The 18,082-nt window shown below is 46.8% G+C and carries 14 protein-coding genes; 12 read left to right on the forward strand and 2 right to left on the reverse strand.

Annotated elements, in window-relative coordinates:
- The first annotated feature begins 20 nt into the window (after positions 1-20).
- From C7R94_RS08650 to C7R94_RS08670, 5 genes are all read left to right on the forward strand, one after another.
- Positions 21-1,652, forward strand: coding sequence for a peptide ABC transporter substrate-binding protein (locus C7R94_RS08650; protein ID WP_106780041.1), 1,632 nt, complete (start codon positions 21-23; stop codon positions 1,650-1,652).
- Between the two features lie 265 nt (positions 1,653-1,917).
- Positions 1,918-3,168, forward strand: a complete 1,251-nt coding sequence (locus tag C7R94_RS08655) for an aminopeptidase P family protein (protein WP_369834995.1) — start codon at positions 1,918-1,920, stop codon at positions 3,166-3,168.
- A gap of 194 nt (positions 3,169-3,362) precedes the next feature.
- Positions 3,363-3,617 carry an aspartyl-phosphate phosphatase Spo0E family protein gene (locus C7R94_RS08660; protein ID WP_106780046.1) on the forward strand — a complete coding sequence of 85 codons (255 nt, stop codon included), beginning with the start codon at positions 3,363-3,365 and terminating at the stop codon, positions 3,615-3,617.
- Positions 3,618-3,804: 187 nt separating this feature from the next.
- Positions 3,805-5,280, forward strand: coding sequence for an aminotransferase-like domain-containing protein (locus C7R94_RS08665; protein ID WP_106780048.1), 1,476 nt, complete (start codon positions 3,805-3,807; stop codon positions 5,278-5,280).
- Positions 5,281-5,326: 46 nt separating this feature from the next.
- Positions 5,327-6,259, forward strand: a complete 933-nt coding sequence (locus C7R94_RS08670; RefSeq protein ID WP_106780050.1) for a D-alanine--D-alanine ligase — start codon at positions 5,327-5,329, stop codon at positions 6,257-6,259.
- A gap of 60 nt (positions 6,260-6,319) precedes the next feature.
- On the opposite strand, the gene C7R94_RS08675 is transcribed toward C7R94_RS08670, so the two are convergent.
- Positions 6,320-6,877, reverse strand: a complete 558-nt coding sequence (locus C7R94_RS08675; RefSeq protein ID WP_106780053.1) for a helix-turn-helix domain-containing protein — start codon at positions 6,875-6,877, stop codon at positions 6,320-6,322.
- A 125-nt stretch (positions 6,878-7,002) separates the two neighbouring features.
- Here C7R94_RS08675 and C7R94_RS08680 point away from each other — a divergent pair, with 125 nt between their 5' ends.
- The 5 genes from C7R94_RS08680 (at position 7,003) to C7R94_RS08700 (ending at position 12,527) form a co-directional block, all read left to right on the forward strand.
- Positions 7,003-7,200: a hypothetical protein gene (locus C7R94_RS08680; protein WP_106780055.1), complete on the forward strand. Its 198-nt coding sequence runs from the start codon at positions 7,003-7,005 to the stop codon at positions 7,198-7,200.
- Between the two features lie 47 nt (positions 7,201-7,247).
- Positions 7,248-8,264 carry a MerR family transcriptional regulator gene (locus tag C7R94_RS08685; RefSeq protein ID WP_106780057.1) on the forward strand — a complete coding sequence of 339 codons (1,017 nt, stop codon included), beginning with the start codon at positions 7,248-7,250 and terminating at the stop codon, positions 8,262-8,264.
- A gap of 94 nt (positions 8,265-8,358) precedes the next feature.
- Positions 8,359-9,978: an ABC transporter substrate-binding protein gene (locus tag C7R94_RS08690; RefSeq protein ID WP_106780059.1), complete on the forward strand. Its 1,620-nt coding sequence runs from the start codon at positions 8,359-8,361 to the stop codon at positions 9,976-9,978.
- A 30-nt stretch (positions 9,979-10,008) separates the two neighbouring features.
- Positions 10,009-11,445: a serine hydrolase domain-containing protein gene (locus C7R94_RS08695; protein WP_106780061.1), complete on the forward strand. Its 1,437-nt coding sequence runs from the start codon at positions 10,009-10,011 to the stop codon at positions 11,443-11,445.
- Positions 11,442-12,527: a serine hydrolase domain-containing protein gene (locus tag C7R94_RS08700; RefSeq protein ID WP_106780064.1), complete on the forward strand. Its 1,086-nt coding sequence runs from the start codon at positions 11,442-11,444 to the stop codon at positions 12,525-12,527. The genes C7R94_RS08695 and C7R94_RS08700 overlap by 4 nt, the downstream gene beginning before the upstream one ends.
- Positions 12,528-12,585: 58 nt before the next feature.
- On the opposite strand, the gene C7R94_RS08705 is transcribed toward C7R94_RS08700, so the two are convergent.
- Positions 12,586-14,643: a LuxR C-terminal-related transcriptional regulator gene (locus C7R94_RS08705; RefSeq protein WP_106780067.1), complete on the reverse strand. Its 2,058-nt coding sequence runs from the start codon at positions 14,641-14,643 to the stop codon at positions 12,586-12,588.
- 188 nt (positions 14,644-14,831) lie between these two features.
- Here C7R94_RS08705 and C7R94_RS08710 point away from each other — a divergent pair, with 188 nt between their 5' ends.
- Both C7R94_RS08710 and C7R94_RS29995 read left to right on the forward strand, forming a co-directional pair.
- Positions 14,832-15,230 (forward strand): VOC family protein, encoded by a 399-nt coding sequence (locus C7R94_RS08710; protein ID WP_233220502.1) that lies wholly within the window; start codon positions 14,832-14,834, stop codon positions 15,228-15,230.
- 95 nt (positions 15,231-15,325) lie between these two features.
- Complete coding sequence (locus C7R94_RS29995; protein WP_106780069.1) at positions 15,326-17,989, forward strand: IPT/TIG domain-containing protein; 2,664 nt, start codon at positions 15,326-15,328, stop codon at positions 17,987-17,989.
- Positions 17,990-18,082: the final 93 nt, after the last annotated feature.

Raw genomic sequence — 18,082 nt, forward strand, 5'->3', positions numbered from 1 at the left:
AGAACAAGGAGGAAATCATCATGAAAAAAGGATTGCTCGCTTTTGCCGCATTGCTGGCACTCGCTGTGCCTGCGCTTTCTGCGTGCGGCAGCGATAAACCGGCTGCTTCTTCCGATCAACAGACGGGGACAGCCGTCAAACAAGTCATGACCGCTAACCTGCGGGGCGAACCATACACATTAGACCCGGCATTCGCTTCCGATACCACCTCGTACTGGGTGATTGACCATCTGTACGAAGGATTGTACCAATACAGCCAGAATGGAGACATCAGTGAAGGCGCAGCCGAAAAGGTGGAAATCTCCCCAGACGGCAAAACCTACACGTTTACCCTGCGCCCCGAGATGAAATGGTCGAACGGCGATCCGTTGACGGCGCATGACTACGAATACTCCTGGAAGCGCGTGCTGAATCCGCAGACTGCTGCGTATGAACCATCCGCACTCTACTACATACAAGGCGCGGAGGCGTACAACACGGGCAAAGGCAGCGTGGATGACGTCCAGATCAAGGCAAAGGATGACCGAACACTCATCGTTGGACTGAAAGACCCGATCACCTATTTCCCGAAAATCATGATGAGTCGCGCCTACCTGCCGGTGAACAAGAAAGTCGCGGATGCAGACAAAAACTGGGCGGCTGAAGCGAAAAGCATCGTGACCAATGGCCCGTACACGGTAGAGAGCTGGGACCACAACAGTCAACTAACAATTGCCAAAAGCCAGAGCTATTGGGAGAAAGAAAAGGTAACGATGGACACCGTCCATTTCAAGATGGTAAATGAAGCGACCACCTACTACCAGATGTTCAAAACAGGAGCGCTTGATCTGATTGACTCCCTGCCGATTGATGTGATTGAGCAGGAAAAAGAAAAAGAAGAATACAAATCATTCCCGGACTACAGCATTTATACGTACACGTTTAATGTAGAGGAAAAGCCGTTTACTAATGCCAAAATTCGTCAGGCCTTTTCCTACGCAATCGACCGGGACATCCTGACGAAAAACGTGACCAAGGGAGGCCAGCTCCCGGCCTACGGTTATACGCCATTTGGGGTGAAAACTCCTTCGGGTAAGGATTTCCGAGAAGAAGTGGCCCCTTACTATCAGTTTGATCCGACCAAGGCGAAGCAGCTCCTGGCTGAAGGCTTGAAGGAAGAAGGATGGACAGAGCTTCCTCCGATTACACTGAAATACAGCACCGCGGAAAACCACAAGAAGATCGCCGAAGCGCTGCAAGAAATGTTCAAGCAAAATTTGGGCGTGCAAGTGAAGCTGGAAAATCAAGAGTGGAAAACATACATCGATACATTCAAGCAGAAAAACTTCCAGATTGCCCGCATGGGTTGGGGAGGCGATTACCTCGATCCGCTCGCGATGTTAGAGCTGTATACAGGGAAAAGCTCACGCAACTTCACCAACTGGGCTAATCCGAAATTTGACGAGCTGATCGAAAAAGCAAAGGTCGAGCAAAACGAGGAAGCACGCATGAAGCTTCTGCACGACGCTGAAACTATTTTGATGCAGGACATGCCAGTCATCCCGATTTATTTCAATAACGAAAACTACCTCAACAGCAAAAAGATCGAAGGCATCCGCTTCAGTGTAACCGGGACACCGGACCTTCGTTGGGCGAAAAGAGTGGCAGAGTAACGCTTAATAAAATACAGTCTTAAACTACGATAACAAAGAGCAGTTTGCCTAAAGCAACTGCTCTTTGTTGAAACTCGTTTCCCAAATGATGAAAGTATCCTAAAATATAGGAGAAGGGAGGATACATGACGATTTATCAAAGTGAAATAGGTTTGATAATTGTCTGATTATACTGAACCATAAGTGATCAATAGCGCTTTCACAAGCTATATCCATCTATGAAGAAAATTATGAACGAAGGGGTATAAAACAAATGACAATAACCATGACTTCAAAAGAGTTCATCAATCGCCGTCAAAAACTCGCGGAAAAAATGCCTGACCACAGTGTTCTTGTCCTATTTTCGGGGGTTGTCAAGACACGCAGCAATGACGATAAATATCTGTTTTCTCCGAACCGCAACTTCTATTATCTAACCGGCATCGCGCGCAGCAACCTCATTCTCATGATCACGAAACGCGCGGGCATCGTGAACGAAACGCTATTTCTTCAGCGTCCAAATGAACTGGAAGCGAAATGGACAGGGGCCGTCTTATCGGATCAAGAAGCGAAAGAGCTGTCTGGTATCGAACACTTCGACTATCTCGATGAATGGCTGGAGTCATTTGGAACCTTTATGAGGCGCTGCGAAGGCAAGTGCTCGCTCTATCTTGACTTATATCGCTATCTGTGGAGCGACGAGCTGACCCCAGCAGATACTTTTGCCGAAGACGCGCAGAAGAAATACCGGACTCTGCAGATTCACGATGCGGGCCCATGGCTGAAAGAACTGCGTATGGTGAAGAGTCCGGCAGAGATCGAAGAAATCCAACGTGCGATTGCGATTACGGATAAAGCAATCCGGCGCATGTGGTCACATGCACGTCCTGGAATGATGGAATATGAGCTAGAGGCCCACTATGATTTCACGTTGAAGTCGCATGGTGTTCGCGAGCTTCCTTATTTGCCCATCATTGCTAGCGGTATCAATGCTACTATCTTGCACTATGAAGCGAATAATCAGCGTGCAGAAGATGGTGACCTGGTCCTCCTTGACCTCGGTGCAGCATCGAACTACTATGCGGCTGATATTTCGCGAACGTTTCCCGTGAATGGTCGCTTTACAGAACGTCAGAAAGCGATCTATCAACTTGTGCTCGAAGCAGAAATCAAGACCATCGAAGCAGTCAAGCCTGGTGTCACACTTTCACAACTCAATGATGTAACGAAACAAGTCCTGACAGACGGCCTGCTACGTCTCGGTCTCATCCAAGAGAGCAGTGAGCTGTCCAAATACTATTATCATTCCGTGGCTCATCACCTTGGACTGGATACACATGATGTCTCGGATTACAGTGCCGCTTTGGAACCTGGTATGGTGATCACGATCGAACCTGGTCTGTACATAGAGGAAGAAGCGATTGGCATTCGGATTGAAGATAATGTGCTAGTAACCGTAGATGGCTGCGAGGTGCTCTCAGCGCAGATCCCGAAGGAAATCGAAGAAGTGGAATTATTGATTGGGAAAAAGGAATAGCGAACGCTTACGAGCGAATGGATTTATCCATTATAGAAAAACATCCTTTCGATAGGATGTTTTTTTCTATTCAATTTTTTCTTAGTTGTTGAATTCCTGCATATTCATTTATACTTGTTAATGTAATAATTTGTAAAATACAGGAGGTGCTTAACATAAAAGCTCTCGTAAGTTCATTAGAAAGGGAAGTCCCTGTGCACCTAGGAACATCCCTGAAAAGAGAAGTAGAAGTTACCCCGAAAAGCAAGTGCACAATCTGGGGCGCGGGAATAGAAGCAAATCGCCAGCACTTGGATCTAGAAACAAGCATCGAACAACTACGACAACAAATGATTCAATTGGCAGGAAAACATGGTCTTACAAGTGACGTTGTTTTGGGGATAAGCCAGCAATTGGACAAGTATATTGTAATGGCACAAAACAACCATAAAACGGATAGCATCTGGTAAAGGATCTACTAAAAAATGATTGCAAAAGAGGAACCCTTAGGAAAAATGGGTTCTTTTTTACTTTCATTTTTACCGCTGGATGGTACTGATCGCTTCAGAGGAACCACCGAAGGATGAAAAATCCAATGAGGTGGTTCTTTTTTTCTATCGTCTTCCATGCCATCATTATAGACGGGGGCGATGAAGGATGTTCCAGGATTTCAAGCTTGTTGGTGACCGGCCAGTCGCGATACAAGTGAAAGAATACGTCAAACGTTTAATAATCAAAGGCGCGCTTCAGGCAGATCAAAAGCTGCCCTCCACACGAGAAATGAGCAGTCTGCTAAAGGTGAGCCGCAATACAGTCATTGCTGCCTATGAAGGGTTAGAGGATGACGGATTTACGTATGCGATTCCAGGAAAAGGAAGCTACGTAACTGCAATGGTGGGCCATTTGGCTGCGGATAACGAAGGAACTGCCTGGCAAATCGACTGGAAGGCACGAATGAACGAATATGCTATATCTGCTGTAGAGCTGGACATGATGAAGCAGGGCATTCGCGCTGAAAAAGGAACCATTTCATTTACAAGCATCGCGCCGGATGAACAGTTGTTTGACATGGGCGATGTAAGGCGAGCTTTTATGGATCGGATGGCAATCGAAGGGCAGGTGCTGCTCAACTACGGCTATGCCAAGGGCTACAAACCACTGATCGATTACTTGATGCGTTATATGGAAAATAAAGGTGTCGATTTAAGCGGTAAGGATATGCTGATTACAAACGGGTTTACAGAAGGTTTTGACATCGTGTTGTCGGCACTGCGTCCTTCTACGCGCCGTGGGGCAGCTATTTGTGAAAATCCGACTCATCATACAGCGATCAAGAATTTGAAGCTGCAAGGGTTTGAGATTACCGGCATTCCAATGAGGAATGATGGTATGGATGTGGAGCAGCTCGAGGCGGTATTGCACAAGCAGAACAGTTTCGATCTGGCCTATTTGACTCCTTCCTATCACAATCCGACAGGCATTGTCATGTCGCCGGCGAAGCGCAGTGCTGTTATGAAATTACTGATGCACTATCAGATTCCAGTGATCGAGGATGGATTCAATGAGGAGCTGCGCTACTCGGGAGCGCATGTTGCGCCATTAATCGCGAGAGCAGGGCAAGGGAACGGAGTCATCTATATTGGTAGCTTCTCCAAGGTACTGTTTCCTGGATTGCGAGTGGGCTGGGTGCTCGGAGACAAGGCATTGATCGACAATCTGGAAAGCATGAAACGTGCACGAACCATTCATACATCAACCATCGATCAATCGATACTCTATCAATATTTGCTGAATGGAAATTTCGATAAATATGTAAAAAAAGCACGTATGGAATATAAGCGCAAATATGAACTGACGAAGGCATGCTGTGAAGCACATCTCCCTGAGGCGCAGCTATCTGGCGACGGGGGCTTGCATTTGTTTCTTACCTTTCCGTCAGAGGTAAATACACGCCAGCTGCTAGAAGCGTGCACAGAGCAGGGTGTCATTTTTACACCGGGGGACAAATTTTTTATTCAGGAAGGAACAGGGACGAATACCTTGCGACTAGGTTTTTCACGAGTAACGGATGAAAATATCGTACGGGGTATTCAGATAATCGGCAAACAGGCGCGTCGATTTCTTGAGACATAACGATTACAAATTGCACAACCATTTAGCAGAAAAATGAGGTGTCATCATGAAGATAGGCGTTATTATGGGTGGTATTTCTTCGGAGCGTGAGGTTTCTCTGAAGACTGGTCAAGAGATGATCAATCATTTGGATCGCAGTCGCTATGAGGCAGTTCCCATTGTCGTTACGCAGCGAGCGGATTTAATCACGCAGGCTCAGCAGGCAGGCATCGATTTCGCGCTGTTGGCGCTGCACGGCCAATATGGTGAGGATGGCACAGTGCAGGGAGCGCTGGAGACACTCGGTATTCCCTATACAGGAAGCGGTGTCCTGGCAAGCAGCCTTTGCATGAATAAACAACTGTCCAAGATGCTGTTGAAGACGGCGGGCATTCAAACACCAGCGGGACTTTACTGGAAGGACGTTTATGATCCGCAGGCGGTGGAGCAATTGGGTTACCCGGTGATTGTGAAGCCAAATTTGGGGGGATCCAGTATCGGTGTCCAGCTCGTGCAAAATGAGAAGGAGCTGCTGTCGGCTGTTCAGGAAGCCAGTTATTTGGATCAGGGGATCTTGATTGAGCCCTATTTGAAAGGGACGGAGCTAACCTGTGCAATTCTGGATGGCGAGGTACTACCAATTATCGGCATTCGCTCGGCGCATTCAGAGTGGTTCGACTACCGAGCGAAATATGAGGACGGCGGCGCGGAAGAGAAGGTGATCGAGCTTCCTCCCGTTATTCAGCAGCGTGTGCGCGAGGCGGCGCTTGCCAGCTACCAATTGCTGCAGTGCAAAGTCTATGCAAGGGTTGATATGATTTTGAGTCAGGATATTCCTTACGTGCTAGAAGTAAACACTTTACCGGGGATGACCGCCAACAGCCTATTTCCAAAGAGTGCTGCTGCAGCAGGCATGACCTTTACACACCTGCTAGACCGTATTATTACGAGCTCGCTATATGAGCGGAAACGGGAATGGGGGAGCCCTGTAAACGGATAGCATCTATACTCGTGATCAAACGGATGAGAAACCCTACATGTATGGGGTTTCTCTTTGTTTTCATTGACTGGAGTAGTGAATGACTATGGAACACTTTACGATACGATCTCCGTTGTTTCGATAAATGTGAGGCCTGTCCGCTTTAAAAATAAGAGTATCCTCTGGCTCAACTACATAAACTTGTTCATTGACAACAACCTCCAGCGTGCCTTCGTTTACGAGAATAAATTCCTCAACCCCAGTTGTATGCGGTTCTGCGATATGCTCGCATCCCGGTTCAAGGGTTACTAAAAAGATCTCAAACTGTTGTTCAGGATTATAGGGGACAAGTGGATACACACGATATTGTCCGTTATTTTCAATAATGGGGTTTACTTCCTTCTTTTTTACGATCGTAACATTCGGCTTGTATTGACTAACGAGTGAAGAAAATGATAAGCGCAGCCCACTAGCTATTTTCCAGAGGGTTGTGATGGTTGGAGCAGACTTGCCTCTCTCAATTTGTCCTAACATCGTTTTGCTAACCCCTGTTATTTCAGAAGTTTTATCCAAGCTCAAGTTTCTTTCTTTGCGGATACGCTTTATGTTCTCTCCAATATTTGTCTGAAACTCTTCCATAAATGCCCTCCATCGAATTCGGTCGTTATCTTGCACGTATATACGTGATAAACTTCAATCAATCTGTATATAGTTCGGGGCAGACACTATATAGTCCAAAATATACGAAAAGAGGCACTATGTCTATGGAAAACACGATTTTATCAGGCATTCATCAAGCGGTTGGTGATACTCCCATCGTTCATCTTTCTAGGTTACGGAAAATCTCGCTGGATATGTTACTAGAGAACTCGCAAGAAAAGAAGGAATATTCATCTTCGCATGATTTTCTTCGGGAGCAAATGTTGCGGATGCCTTACTCCTTTATTCATGTTGCCCCTTGAATCTCAAGTTACTTGAGGTTTTATAATTGGTAAGGAGGTGTTGTAACATGCACGCAAAGGCGAGGAACAGATCAGACACCACACAAAATCAACTGAATGATCAAACAACAAAGGACGCAAAGTTCTCCATAGGACAAGTGGCGAAAATGACAGGGTCTTCTGTACCCACTGTTCGTTATTATGACGAGATTGGCCTGCTTTCCCCTGCTGAGATAACTCCTGGAGGTCACCGTATGTATACAGCAGAGGAAATATGGCGGTTAAAACTGATCCTAACCCTTCGCTATTTAAACTTTGGCATTGATGAGATTAAGAGAATGCTAGCTGGGGATATCCCTGTTGATATGGCGATAGAATGGCAAATCGAAGCTTTGGACCTCCAAATGCGCACACTTGCCAGCATGAAATCCATTTTGGAACAAACAAAAAAGAGTAAGGGTGATTCTTTGAGCTATATGCACGAGCTAATAGAATCCATTTTCGCAGATGCATTGGAACGGGAAAAGTTTATTTTGGAAAAAATGTTTTCATCCGTTTTTCCTGAACAATTTCCGGTTGAATGGCGAGAGATAGTTTTACTAGGGGTTAACGTCTCTTCGTTGCTGGAAGGCAAGCTTTCGGCAGCGCAAACGGCTGCATTAGATGAGCTGGAGGATATGTTTAATGATCCACAGATTGTCCAGGAGATGAAGCATGATGTTATGTCCTTCCTGGAAGTAGTTCACCTGCCTAAAATCAGTGTGGAGATGTGGACTGCCAGAATGCTTAAAAACCATAAACAGCTGTTGAAAGCAGCGGAGCAACATGCAACTCCAGACAGTCCTGTCGTACAGGCGAATATTCAAGAGTATGTGTTGTTGTTTGCCGATGTTGATGAACTCCCTGTCTCGCAGTCATTTTTCCGTCGATTTGCTGAAAGGTTGCTTTCAAATCAATCCGAAAATTTGGAACGCTTCAGAAGAATTTGTTCAATTCTGTATCCTGGTCTGCAATCGTATATGAAAACAAATGAATTATTCTACCAAGCATTACTGTGGAAGCTTCAACAAATGGATAAAGAGTAATTATACGCGTTGTGACAGCTTGCGAAGGAGGTGAAATCGTTTGTCATCATCAGAAGTTTCAAAAAGAAAAGGGTAGGAGGTGGCATGCTGATACATGAAGAAAAACAAACGAAAAACGTACAGTGCCTATTGGGGGGGATTTGTCACACTATGTATGTTCTTGGTGGTTGGTTGCACCACGCAAACGACTGTGCCGGCTGAGAAACAGGAGGGTGCTAAACCCAAAACGGGCGGAACCATTACAGTAGCGTACCCTTATGAACCGGATACGCTAGATGCGCACATGTCTTCTGGACCTGCTGGGGTCTATACCTGGTTGCTCGGCGGATCCCTGCTGTATAAGGATCCTGCCACAAACGAATACAACCCTTCTCTGGCAAGTGACTATAAAATTTCTGAGGATGGCAAAACGTGGACCTTCACGATTCGTTCAGGGATTACCTTTCACGATGGGACACCTCTGACTGCAAAAAGCTTTAAGGAAACCTTCGATCGTGCTCTCAATCCGCAGACAAAAGCGAAAACAGCCGCTGAAGTAATGGTCCCAATAAAAAGTGTGAAAGCGCCAGACGATCAGACCCTCGTCCTGGAACTACACGAACCAAATACTGCCTTCCTCGATTCGCTAGGGAATTCTATTACGCAGCCGTTATCGTTGAAAGTGATAGAAAAGGCAGGAGAGGATTACGGCCGGAGTCCTGTGGGAGTGGGGCCGTGGAAGTTTGAGAGCTGGAAAACGGGCGAAGGTGTCACCTATGTTAGAAATGACGCTTTTCAATGGGGAGAGCCATATTATGAAAATCAAGGACCTCCAAGAGCCGACAAACTTGTTATAAAAGCGATTGCTGACAGCCAACTCAGGTTGTCAGCGCTAGAGAGTGGTGCGATCGATGTAGCAACCGAAATACCTGTGAAAGACGCAGAATATTATCGGAATAATCCGAAATATCAAGTGATAGAGCGCTTACGCCCTGGGCTGGGTTTATTGATGGAGATGAATTTGAGGCGAACGCCGTTTGAAGATATTCAGGTGAGAAAAGCATTTCATATGCTCATCAATAAAGAAGCCATTGTCCAAGCTGTTATGCAGGGAGAAGGCGAAGTAGCCCATATGCCGTTATCTCCATCGACGCTAGGGTATGACAAATCGTTAGAAAAGTACAGGTACGCGTATAATGTGAACGAAGCAAAGAAATTATTGGACGATGCTGGTTGGAATGTAAATGGAAGTGGTGTTAGGGAAAAGGACGGAAAAACACTGAGTCTGAATTTACTCAGTACCGCAGATTTTGACAAGGAAGCCCAATTGCTCCAAGCCATGCTGGGAGAGGCTGGAATCAACATCATGATACAGAATCTAGAAATAGCAGGGTACATGCAGGAAGTCGTCAAAGGAAATTTTGATGTAACGTTGATCTCGGGCGCCTATGATGACCCTGATATTTTATACTTCTATTTTCATTCCAGCGGTGCCTACAACCTGTCTGGTGTAAAAGATGACAAACTGGATGCTCTCTTATGGAAAGGGCGTACAACCATACAGACTGATGCCAGAAAGCAAGTGTATATGGATGTACAAAAGCATCTGATTGAGCAAGCGTATGTTGTCCCTCTCTATTACGATAAGACCTTTACTGTCATAAATTCTCGAGTAAAAGGAGTAAAGTGGACATCTGTCATGCCGACATATAATGACAGCTGGATCGAGAACTAACTACTACCAGTCAACAAAGGAGAGAAGCGCATGCAAAATAACGAATGGATGGATTCTTTTGAACAATATGCTCAAGAATGGATAACAAAAGGTCAGGTTCCCGGTGTTTGTATGGGGATAGCAAAGGATGGTCAAATCTTTTACAGTAACGGATTTGGCTTCCGTGATGTGGAACAGCAGTTAGGGGTTACGATCGATACGGTATTTGGAATTGGATCGATAACAAAATCCTTTACCTGTGTGGCGGTCTTGCAATTACAAGAAGCGGGTAAGTTATCTGTGCATGACCCTGTTGTCAAATACTTGCCGGAATTTCGTCTGAAAAATCTTGATGTGGGGCAAATCACGATTCATCATTTTATGACGAATACGAGTGGAATTCCTCCCTTGCCAACTTTTTATGCAAGTGTGATGCGAAACTTGGAAGAGAATGAGGTAGAAGACCATCCATTTCTGCAAAACCAGACAGATGATGTGGTACCAATCGATACGTACGAAGACCTGATGAATGTAATCGCTACCTTAGATTTAGAGCTTTTAGGGCCACCAGGCACGGAGTTCAGTTATTCTAATGATGGTTTTGCCTTGCTGGGAGCGATCATTGAAAGAGTCAGCGGGAAGTCGTATGAGACTTATGTCAAGGAGCATATCATAGATCCAATCGGGATGGAGCACACAAGCTTTTTTCTGGAAGAGCTGAATGGATACGAGAATATTACAAAGCTGTATATCATGCGGGACAAAGGCGATCACAAGGAAGTGGTCTCATCTCCGAATTGGTGGGACACTCCCGCTTCTCGGGCGGCAGGATTTTTAAAATCAACGGTGCGGGATATGTTGCGATATACGGACATGTTCTGCAAAGGTGGGCTTACAGCAGGGGGAAATCGTATCCTGACACCTGAAAGTGTACAACGAATGATAACCCCGTACTTTCCGACTGAGATGGTACCTGGTCAATTTTACGGGTACGGATTGGTAATCAATTCTGACTACTACGGAAAAAAGTTAGTGGAACATAGTGGTGGTATTAAAGGGGTTACGGCTCAGATGTGCTTTTTTCCCGAAACAGGACTGGCTGGAGTGGCACTGTCCAATTTAGAATTGTCGCCGGTTCTTGCGGTTATGTTGGGTGCGCTAAATAGTCTGGAAAACCGCCCTCCTGAATCCTCTCATCTGGTTAGCAAGATTGAGTTCCTAACCGAGGAAGAAATGAATCAGTTCGTGGGGGATTATCATTCCAGTGAGTTTGGGACAGTGCCGATCCGTTTGGAAAATGATCAGCTGATACTCTCCTTTTTGGGAGAAAACTACGTAATGAAGCCGTTTGCAGAAGATCTCTTTGTAATCCGGGCTTTTGGGACAGATTTCTCGGCACGCTTTATCAGAGTAGGAAAGAATGAGATTGTTCGAATGGCTTTTACGGGGAGACAATTTACAAAAACGAGTGGGGGAAACGAAAAATGACACTGCGAGCAAACGTAAGTGATGCAAGATGCCGCCGGCTTGATGAGCTTTTTTCTACCATTGCCGAACAAAACAATTGGAGCGGCAACATCTTGATTTTGGAAGAAGGAAAACCTTTTTATCAAAATTCCATAGGAATGGCCAATCTGGAAACGGCTGAGAGATTGTCACCGCATTCTGTATTTGAACTTGCATCGGTTTCCAAGGCGTTTACGGCAATGGGCATCATGATCTTGCAAGAGCAGGGGAAGCTCGACTATGCAGATAAAGTAGACAGCTTCTTTCCAGATTTTCCTTATGACGATATTAGTGTAGAGAATCTACTTGTGCATACATCCGGTTTGCCAGATTACATGGAGTTATTTTCTCAATATTGGGATAAAACACAGATCGCTACGAATCAGGACATACTCGAACAGCTAATCATGCATCGCCCCAACGTCTTATTTCTACCCAATGAAAAGTATGAGTACAGTAATACTGGCTATGCTTTATTGGCTTCTATCGTAGAACACGTAGCCGATACACCATTTGCTGATTTCTTGCAGCAACACATTTTTCAACCACTAGATATGCAGCATACGAAAGTATACAACCGAAGATATTCTCCTGAGTCGATCCAGCATTACGCCTATGGATATTTGTATTCTTCTCAATCGGAAGCATTCGTGTTACCGGATGAATCAAGCGAGCAGGATTTTGTCATTTATCTGGATGGCATTCAGGGAGACGGCGCGATTAGTTCATCACTGGATGACTTGCGTAAGTGGGACAGAGCTCTGTACACAGAAAAGCTGGTCAAAAAAGCGACACTAGAGAGAGCGTTTTCCCCAGTGAAGCTTACTGATAACAGTCTTTCTCATTATGGATATGGCTGGCGGCTGCATGAAGATCAGGTGACGGGAAAAGTCGTGCATCACGGCGGAAGCTGGCCGGGATATAGAAGCTGGCTAAGACGTTACATCCAAAAAGATAAAACAATAATTTATCTCACAAACGTGGATCAGGAACGGGAGTGGACGGAAAAAGTAGTAGAGGCAGTCGAGAATATTTTATTCGAACAACCGTATGTCATGCCGTAGCCATTGCTAGTTACATAAAAAGGGAGGAGCCGCCATCTACGGTTCCTCTTTTTTTGATCTACACAAGCATTTTTTTCACCAACTGTGTCCGGTTGCTGACATCCATCTTTTCAAAAATCGATTTCAAATGCTTTTTCACCGTGACTTCGCTCAAATACAAGCGGGCAGCAATTTCCGCGTTTGTTAATCCCTCTAGCACAAGGACGGCTACCTCCCGTTCTCGTGCCGTCAGCATGCTCATGTCCAGTGAGGTGACCGTGTTCTGTGAAGCTGGTTGAGCAAGTGATGGAACTGCTTGTTCTTCCAGTCGCAAATCCGCATCCAATCCAGATCGCTTAAGCAGCTTTTGCAAGTAAGCGGGCAAATGCTCGCCTTGCGTATCACGAAAAAATACGAGCGTGGGTGTTACACCGTCGTAATTGGTGTGGGTGGCAAATTCGGCAATATCAAATCCCAAACTTTCATGGGCGGCTTTGAAAAAAGGAAATGGTGCAGGCGAACACAACAAAAACTCTCCAGTGAACATCAAGCCGTGGAGCATATGGCCAATGGCTGTATGCTGGGAAACATCCTCGTAATCGTCTTGATGAATCGTGTGAATGAACCAGCCTGCCCGTGTGTGTTCTGGTACCATGAACCGTTCTAGCTCTTGTTTGGATAGAGCAGTGAAATAGGAACAGGAGCCGGAATGTTCCATCAGGTAAGGAAGAGTTTTTTCGTTGATAGGTACAACTGCGGCAAGTGCCGAGATCGCTCCGTTCTCATTGCGCAAAACGCGAATTACGTCATATCCCAGAGAGAATAGACGGTCATGATCAAGCCAATTCAATGGGTACAAGGTTTGCTCTGCTGTCAGGTGAAAATCAAAATGGCGGTTTGTATGCGGATCAAACAGCTTGATCGTTTTAGGGGAGGGACAGTGCCGCTGATGGCGGATATACTCCAGCAGTTCTTCCCGATGACCAGTGTGGATCGATTCGAATGGTTTAGGTAATGGATCGAACCAATTTAAAAAGGCGCGAATGAGTGCGTCACCCAGAAAGAAGGTCAGCTCCAAAGCCTCTGGTGCGCGGACCGAATGGGCTGACTTGGTGAACTTCTCATAATAGTAGTGAACGGCCCGCTTCTGCAAATTTGCAAAATGAAGCGGAGTACGTGCCCGCATATCCTGGGCGATGGCTTCTCTCATCAAAGAATGAATCGTCCAGCCGCTGTCCACTTTCCGTACAAACGAAAATCGAATCAGCTGGAAAAACTCGGACGCCGTAATTTCCCTTTTCAATAAAAAAGACAGATTATCCTGATTGAAGTGACGCAATACGGCTGCTGCTTCCACGAGCGGACGCAAATGGTCGCCGGGAACTTCGCGCAGCCATTGACTTACGACAAATGGCAGCGTATCCATTTCCTCATGAAAAGCACCGTTTCCTTCTTGATCTTTCGGTTGCAAGGTAAAAGAAAGTAATGAGAGGGTAAGGGGATGCCCTTTGGAGCGACGCCACATTTCCTGGATGGTAGGCGGTTCAAAAATGTGGCAGTAATGGGCATACCGCTCGACGGCATCGTAAGGTAGATGGGACAAAGGGACCCTGCTGATGAAATGCCGCCAACCGGGCGAAAGAAGCCAAGCTTCAGACAGCGGATGCCGCCCTGCGATCACGATCAGGATATTCGCGCTTAATCGTTTGAAAAAATATTCGCGCAGCCAATGGTCCAAACCGTCCAAGTTCTCGTAAATGTCGAGAAAGAGGACGAGTCTCCGATCAGCTGCTTTTTCATTCAATTTCGAAACACTTTCCTCCAACAATTGGGCAGGATGCTGCTCTTCTCTCTTATGATAAACGTGCAATGCCTGCAAAATATGCAGGCAAAAATCAGAGGGCGTGTGCCAAAATTGCTCGCTGTCCAAAGAAAGAGTAGCTGCTTGACGCAGATGAGCTTGCCTCTTAAGCTCGTCGAGCAAATAGCTTTTTCCTACGCCTGCGGTCCCGAAGAGATTCATGATTTTTTTGGAGCGCCGCTCATCCGCAAGCAGCTTCAAAAAATGAAGGACTTCCTCGGTTCGTCCTACCAACAGACGACTTTCCAGCTCTTCAAGGCTATCCTGATAATTCATCGCATCACCTGCTCCATCACAAGGTTTTACCTTTTTCTTCCTACGATTTTACTATGCTTCTTTTGTACTGGATACTCCTATTTATCGCACGGGTATCCTTTTGGATGTATCCTTTCGAGTAATATCGAAACCTGTATTCCCGGTGTTAGGATGAAACAGGCGAGTCAAAACGAAAGGATGGAGGGAACATGTCAAAGCTAAGCCGCTTGGGTCACATTTCCTTATATGCGCATGATGTTCGCAGATTGGCCTCTTTTTATGAAACCGCACTTGAACTAGCAGTAGTGAACCATAGCGACGAAACGGCATGCTTGGCGATTGATCCGCAATCGGGCAGGCACGATTTGCTCATCCTGAACAATCCGCATCATGTGCATCTGGCATTTTGGGTAGATACGTTGGATCACTTCAAGGAAGTGTGGAGGAGGCTGACGGATCACGGTATTTTGGCACATGGTCCGTATGTGGAGAGCGAATATGCACGTTTTTCTTTTCTGGATCCGGAAGGCAATCATGTAGAGATCATATGGGTGCATCGAGGGGAAACACCTCATCCACACAGAAGAAAAATCAGCTTCGGGAGTTAGAGAAATTCGGCGTTAGCCAAGAATGATCGTCCGTGCAATGAAGACTGGCTCGCACAAACTATTTCATTCATTGTGATAAGGGAGAGGAAAAAAGAATGTCAACTTCTACAAACACGTTCAATGCAGGGGGTAATACGCTCGGGATTACGACCATGGCTGTGAATCCGGCTACCTTCCAAGCAGCACCCCAAATGGTTCAGGATCGAATGACGTATCATAAAGCGGTGCTGGAGTCATTCGGGATTACTTCTTTGACCAGTCTAGGATCGCTCAAGATTCGTGGGACAGTAGTACCTCAATCGGGGCTGACGAAACCAAGCCCCACACTCGTCAGTGGGAATACCATGATTCAGTCTGCGTTTCGAATCGACTCAGCCAAACCAACACCAGCATTGCAAATGTTGAGTGGAAAAGCAGAACTGTTGCAAGCCATCCCGTTTCCTAAAAAAATGACGGCTACATTAGCTGTACCGTCTCCTTCTTCGGCTTTGAATATATCGGTAGACACCGCCTATTGGGCCGCATCGGAAATTTATATCGAGGATGGAACCAATGTCATTTTGAAATATCCGCAGCGCTACTTGATCATCATCGCCGAAAAGTTGACGGTCGGACAGAATGTCACGTTTACATGGGAGCGTCCTTACCGCTATGTTCCAGCCAAACGCCAAAAACCGGCAACACCGCCAGATGCACCGATGTCTTCGACGCTCTCCGGGATTCCAGGGACACCTGGAACACATGGTTTGCCCGGCGACCGTGGATTCGACGGCGCTGCTGCTCCTGAACTCGAATTATGGGTCATCGATATGGCGGGACGACCTCATTTTGACCTGAAAGGGCAAGATGGCACACAAGGCGGCCCCGGGCAAGACGGAGGAGATGGTGGCCGTGGAGGGAAAGGCAAGCCAGCCGAATTGGATTGGGCAGGATTTTGCAAAGCCGGAGCAGGAGCAGGTGGAAACGGCGGACGTGGCGGTGCAGCAGGCTACGGCGGCCCGGGAGGAAATGGGGGCGCTGGAGGGCGGTTGACCTTGTACGCGCCACAAACCATCATCGAAAATTATTCGAAAGGCTTTGCGATCACGATTGAGGGGGGCAGCCCAGGTGCAGGCGGAATCCCCGGCAATCCAGGAGCAGGTGGGCCAGGTGGAGCTGTGGGTGACAGCAAGAATGCAAAATTCGGTACGGCCTGCGGTCCCGGTCCGAGAACGGCAGGTCAACCGGGAGCGCAGGGTTCATTCGCCGATGCAGGCCGTGTCGGATATGCGGGGGGCAGATTGTCTGATCCTGTCAGCTTTCGAGCCATTGACGCAGATGAATTCAGACGCAAGCTCTTGGAGCCGTCGATCAGCCATGTCTCTCCGCTCTATGCATTCGCAGGTGATACAGTGACCCTGGAAGGAAGTCGTTATACCAAAACCGATGTCGTGTTGATCGATGGCATGGAAACGAAAACCCAGGTAGTAAGTGATACCATGCTTCATTTTGTCTTGCCCTTCGTGACAGGAGGCTCCCATACACTCCAAGTACGGCAATCAGATATGACTCTTTCGAGCAAGGCATCCGTCTTCGTGAATCCACGAGTCATTTCCGCCCAGCAGGAAGATCAAGTGAAAACAAGGGTGAGGCCCGGACAAAAAGTGATCGTGAACGGAAGCGGCTTTTCCGAAGGGACTCTCGTCTTGGTGAACAACCAAGAAATGCCAGATGTCCGGATGTTAAGTTCGACGCAAATGGAATTTACTTTGATTCGACCAGCCGAGGTGGAGAGCAATCCAGCGGGTGAGCAGGTGACCCTGAAAGTACGGCTTTCCGATGGCACACCTTCGAATGAAATTCCACTGACCCTAGAAACCTTCCATATGCTCGTAATGGGTGATTCCGTGAGCTGGGGGCAAGGCTTGCAAGAACATGAAAAATTTTACTCCATCGTGGGTGCAGCTGTTCAGGCCAGAGAAGGAAATATCAAGCAATATACACAAGTACTCGCCCATTCCGGCGCCATCATTGGTGAGGATAAGCATGACGTAGTGGCCCCAGTAGACGGCGAGGTACCTAAATCATTCCCGACGATCCTGCAGCAATGTGCGTTCTTCAAAGGCGAGGCTGAACGGGTGGACCTGATTCTATTAGATGGAGGCATGAACGATGTCGATGTTCGGACAGTTCTGAATCCTTTCCATCCAGCAGACTTGGGGAAATTACATTACGACTATTTTTATGTGAGCATGAAGCAATTGCTGGTCGAGGTAACTAATAAATTTACACAAGCGAAAGTCATCGTTACTGGTTATTATCCCCCTGTGTCTGAAAAGAGCGATATGACTGCGGTGGAAGCACTGTTGATCGGCGTAGGGGCTATTGTCGGAGGAGTCGGCGGCGGTGCAGCCGGAGGAATTCTCGGGCTGGCTGAGTTGGAAAAGGTATACAAGCGCTGCGCCCAACTCGAAGCGGAATCAAAGCTCTACCTGCGAAAAGCCATCGATGAGAGAAATGCGGAGCTCGGTCAACAGCGTATCTTTTTCGCCGATCCGAATTTTGGTCCGGAGCATGCGGCCCTTACGGATGACCCTTATGTATTCGGCATCAATTTGGATATGACACCACAAGACCTGATCGCAGCAGAGCGACTCGTCTCCTGCACAGAAGCTGGGTGCACAGGCTTGGATTTCGAGATTTGCAAACGTGCCTCCATCGGTCATCCCAATCAAAAGGGAGCCCAGGCGTACGCGAACGCAATTTTGCCTCTTCTGTAAGCAAACAAACTTAGGATGTTTTGACACTGAAAAGCTGTTGGAGGAACTGATGTTCCCTAACAGCTTTTTCATGGTACAATGCAAATATAAGTA

It is taken from the genome of Brevibacillus sp. NRRL NRS-603 (assembly GCF_003013445.1).
In the GTDB taxonomy this organism is placed as follows: domain Bacteria; phylum Bacillota; class Bacilli; order Brevibacillales; family Brevibacillaceae; genus Brevibacillus; species Brevibacillus formosus.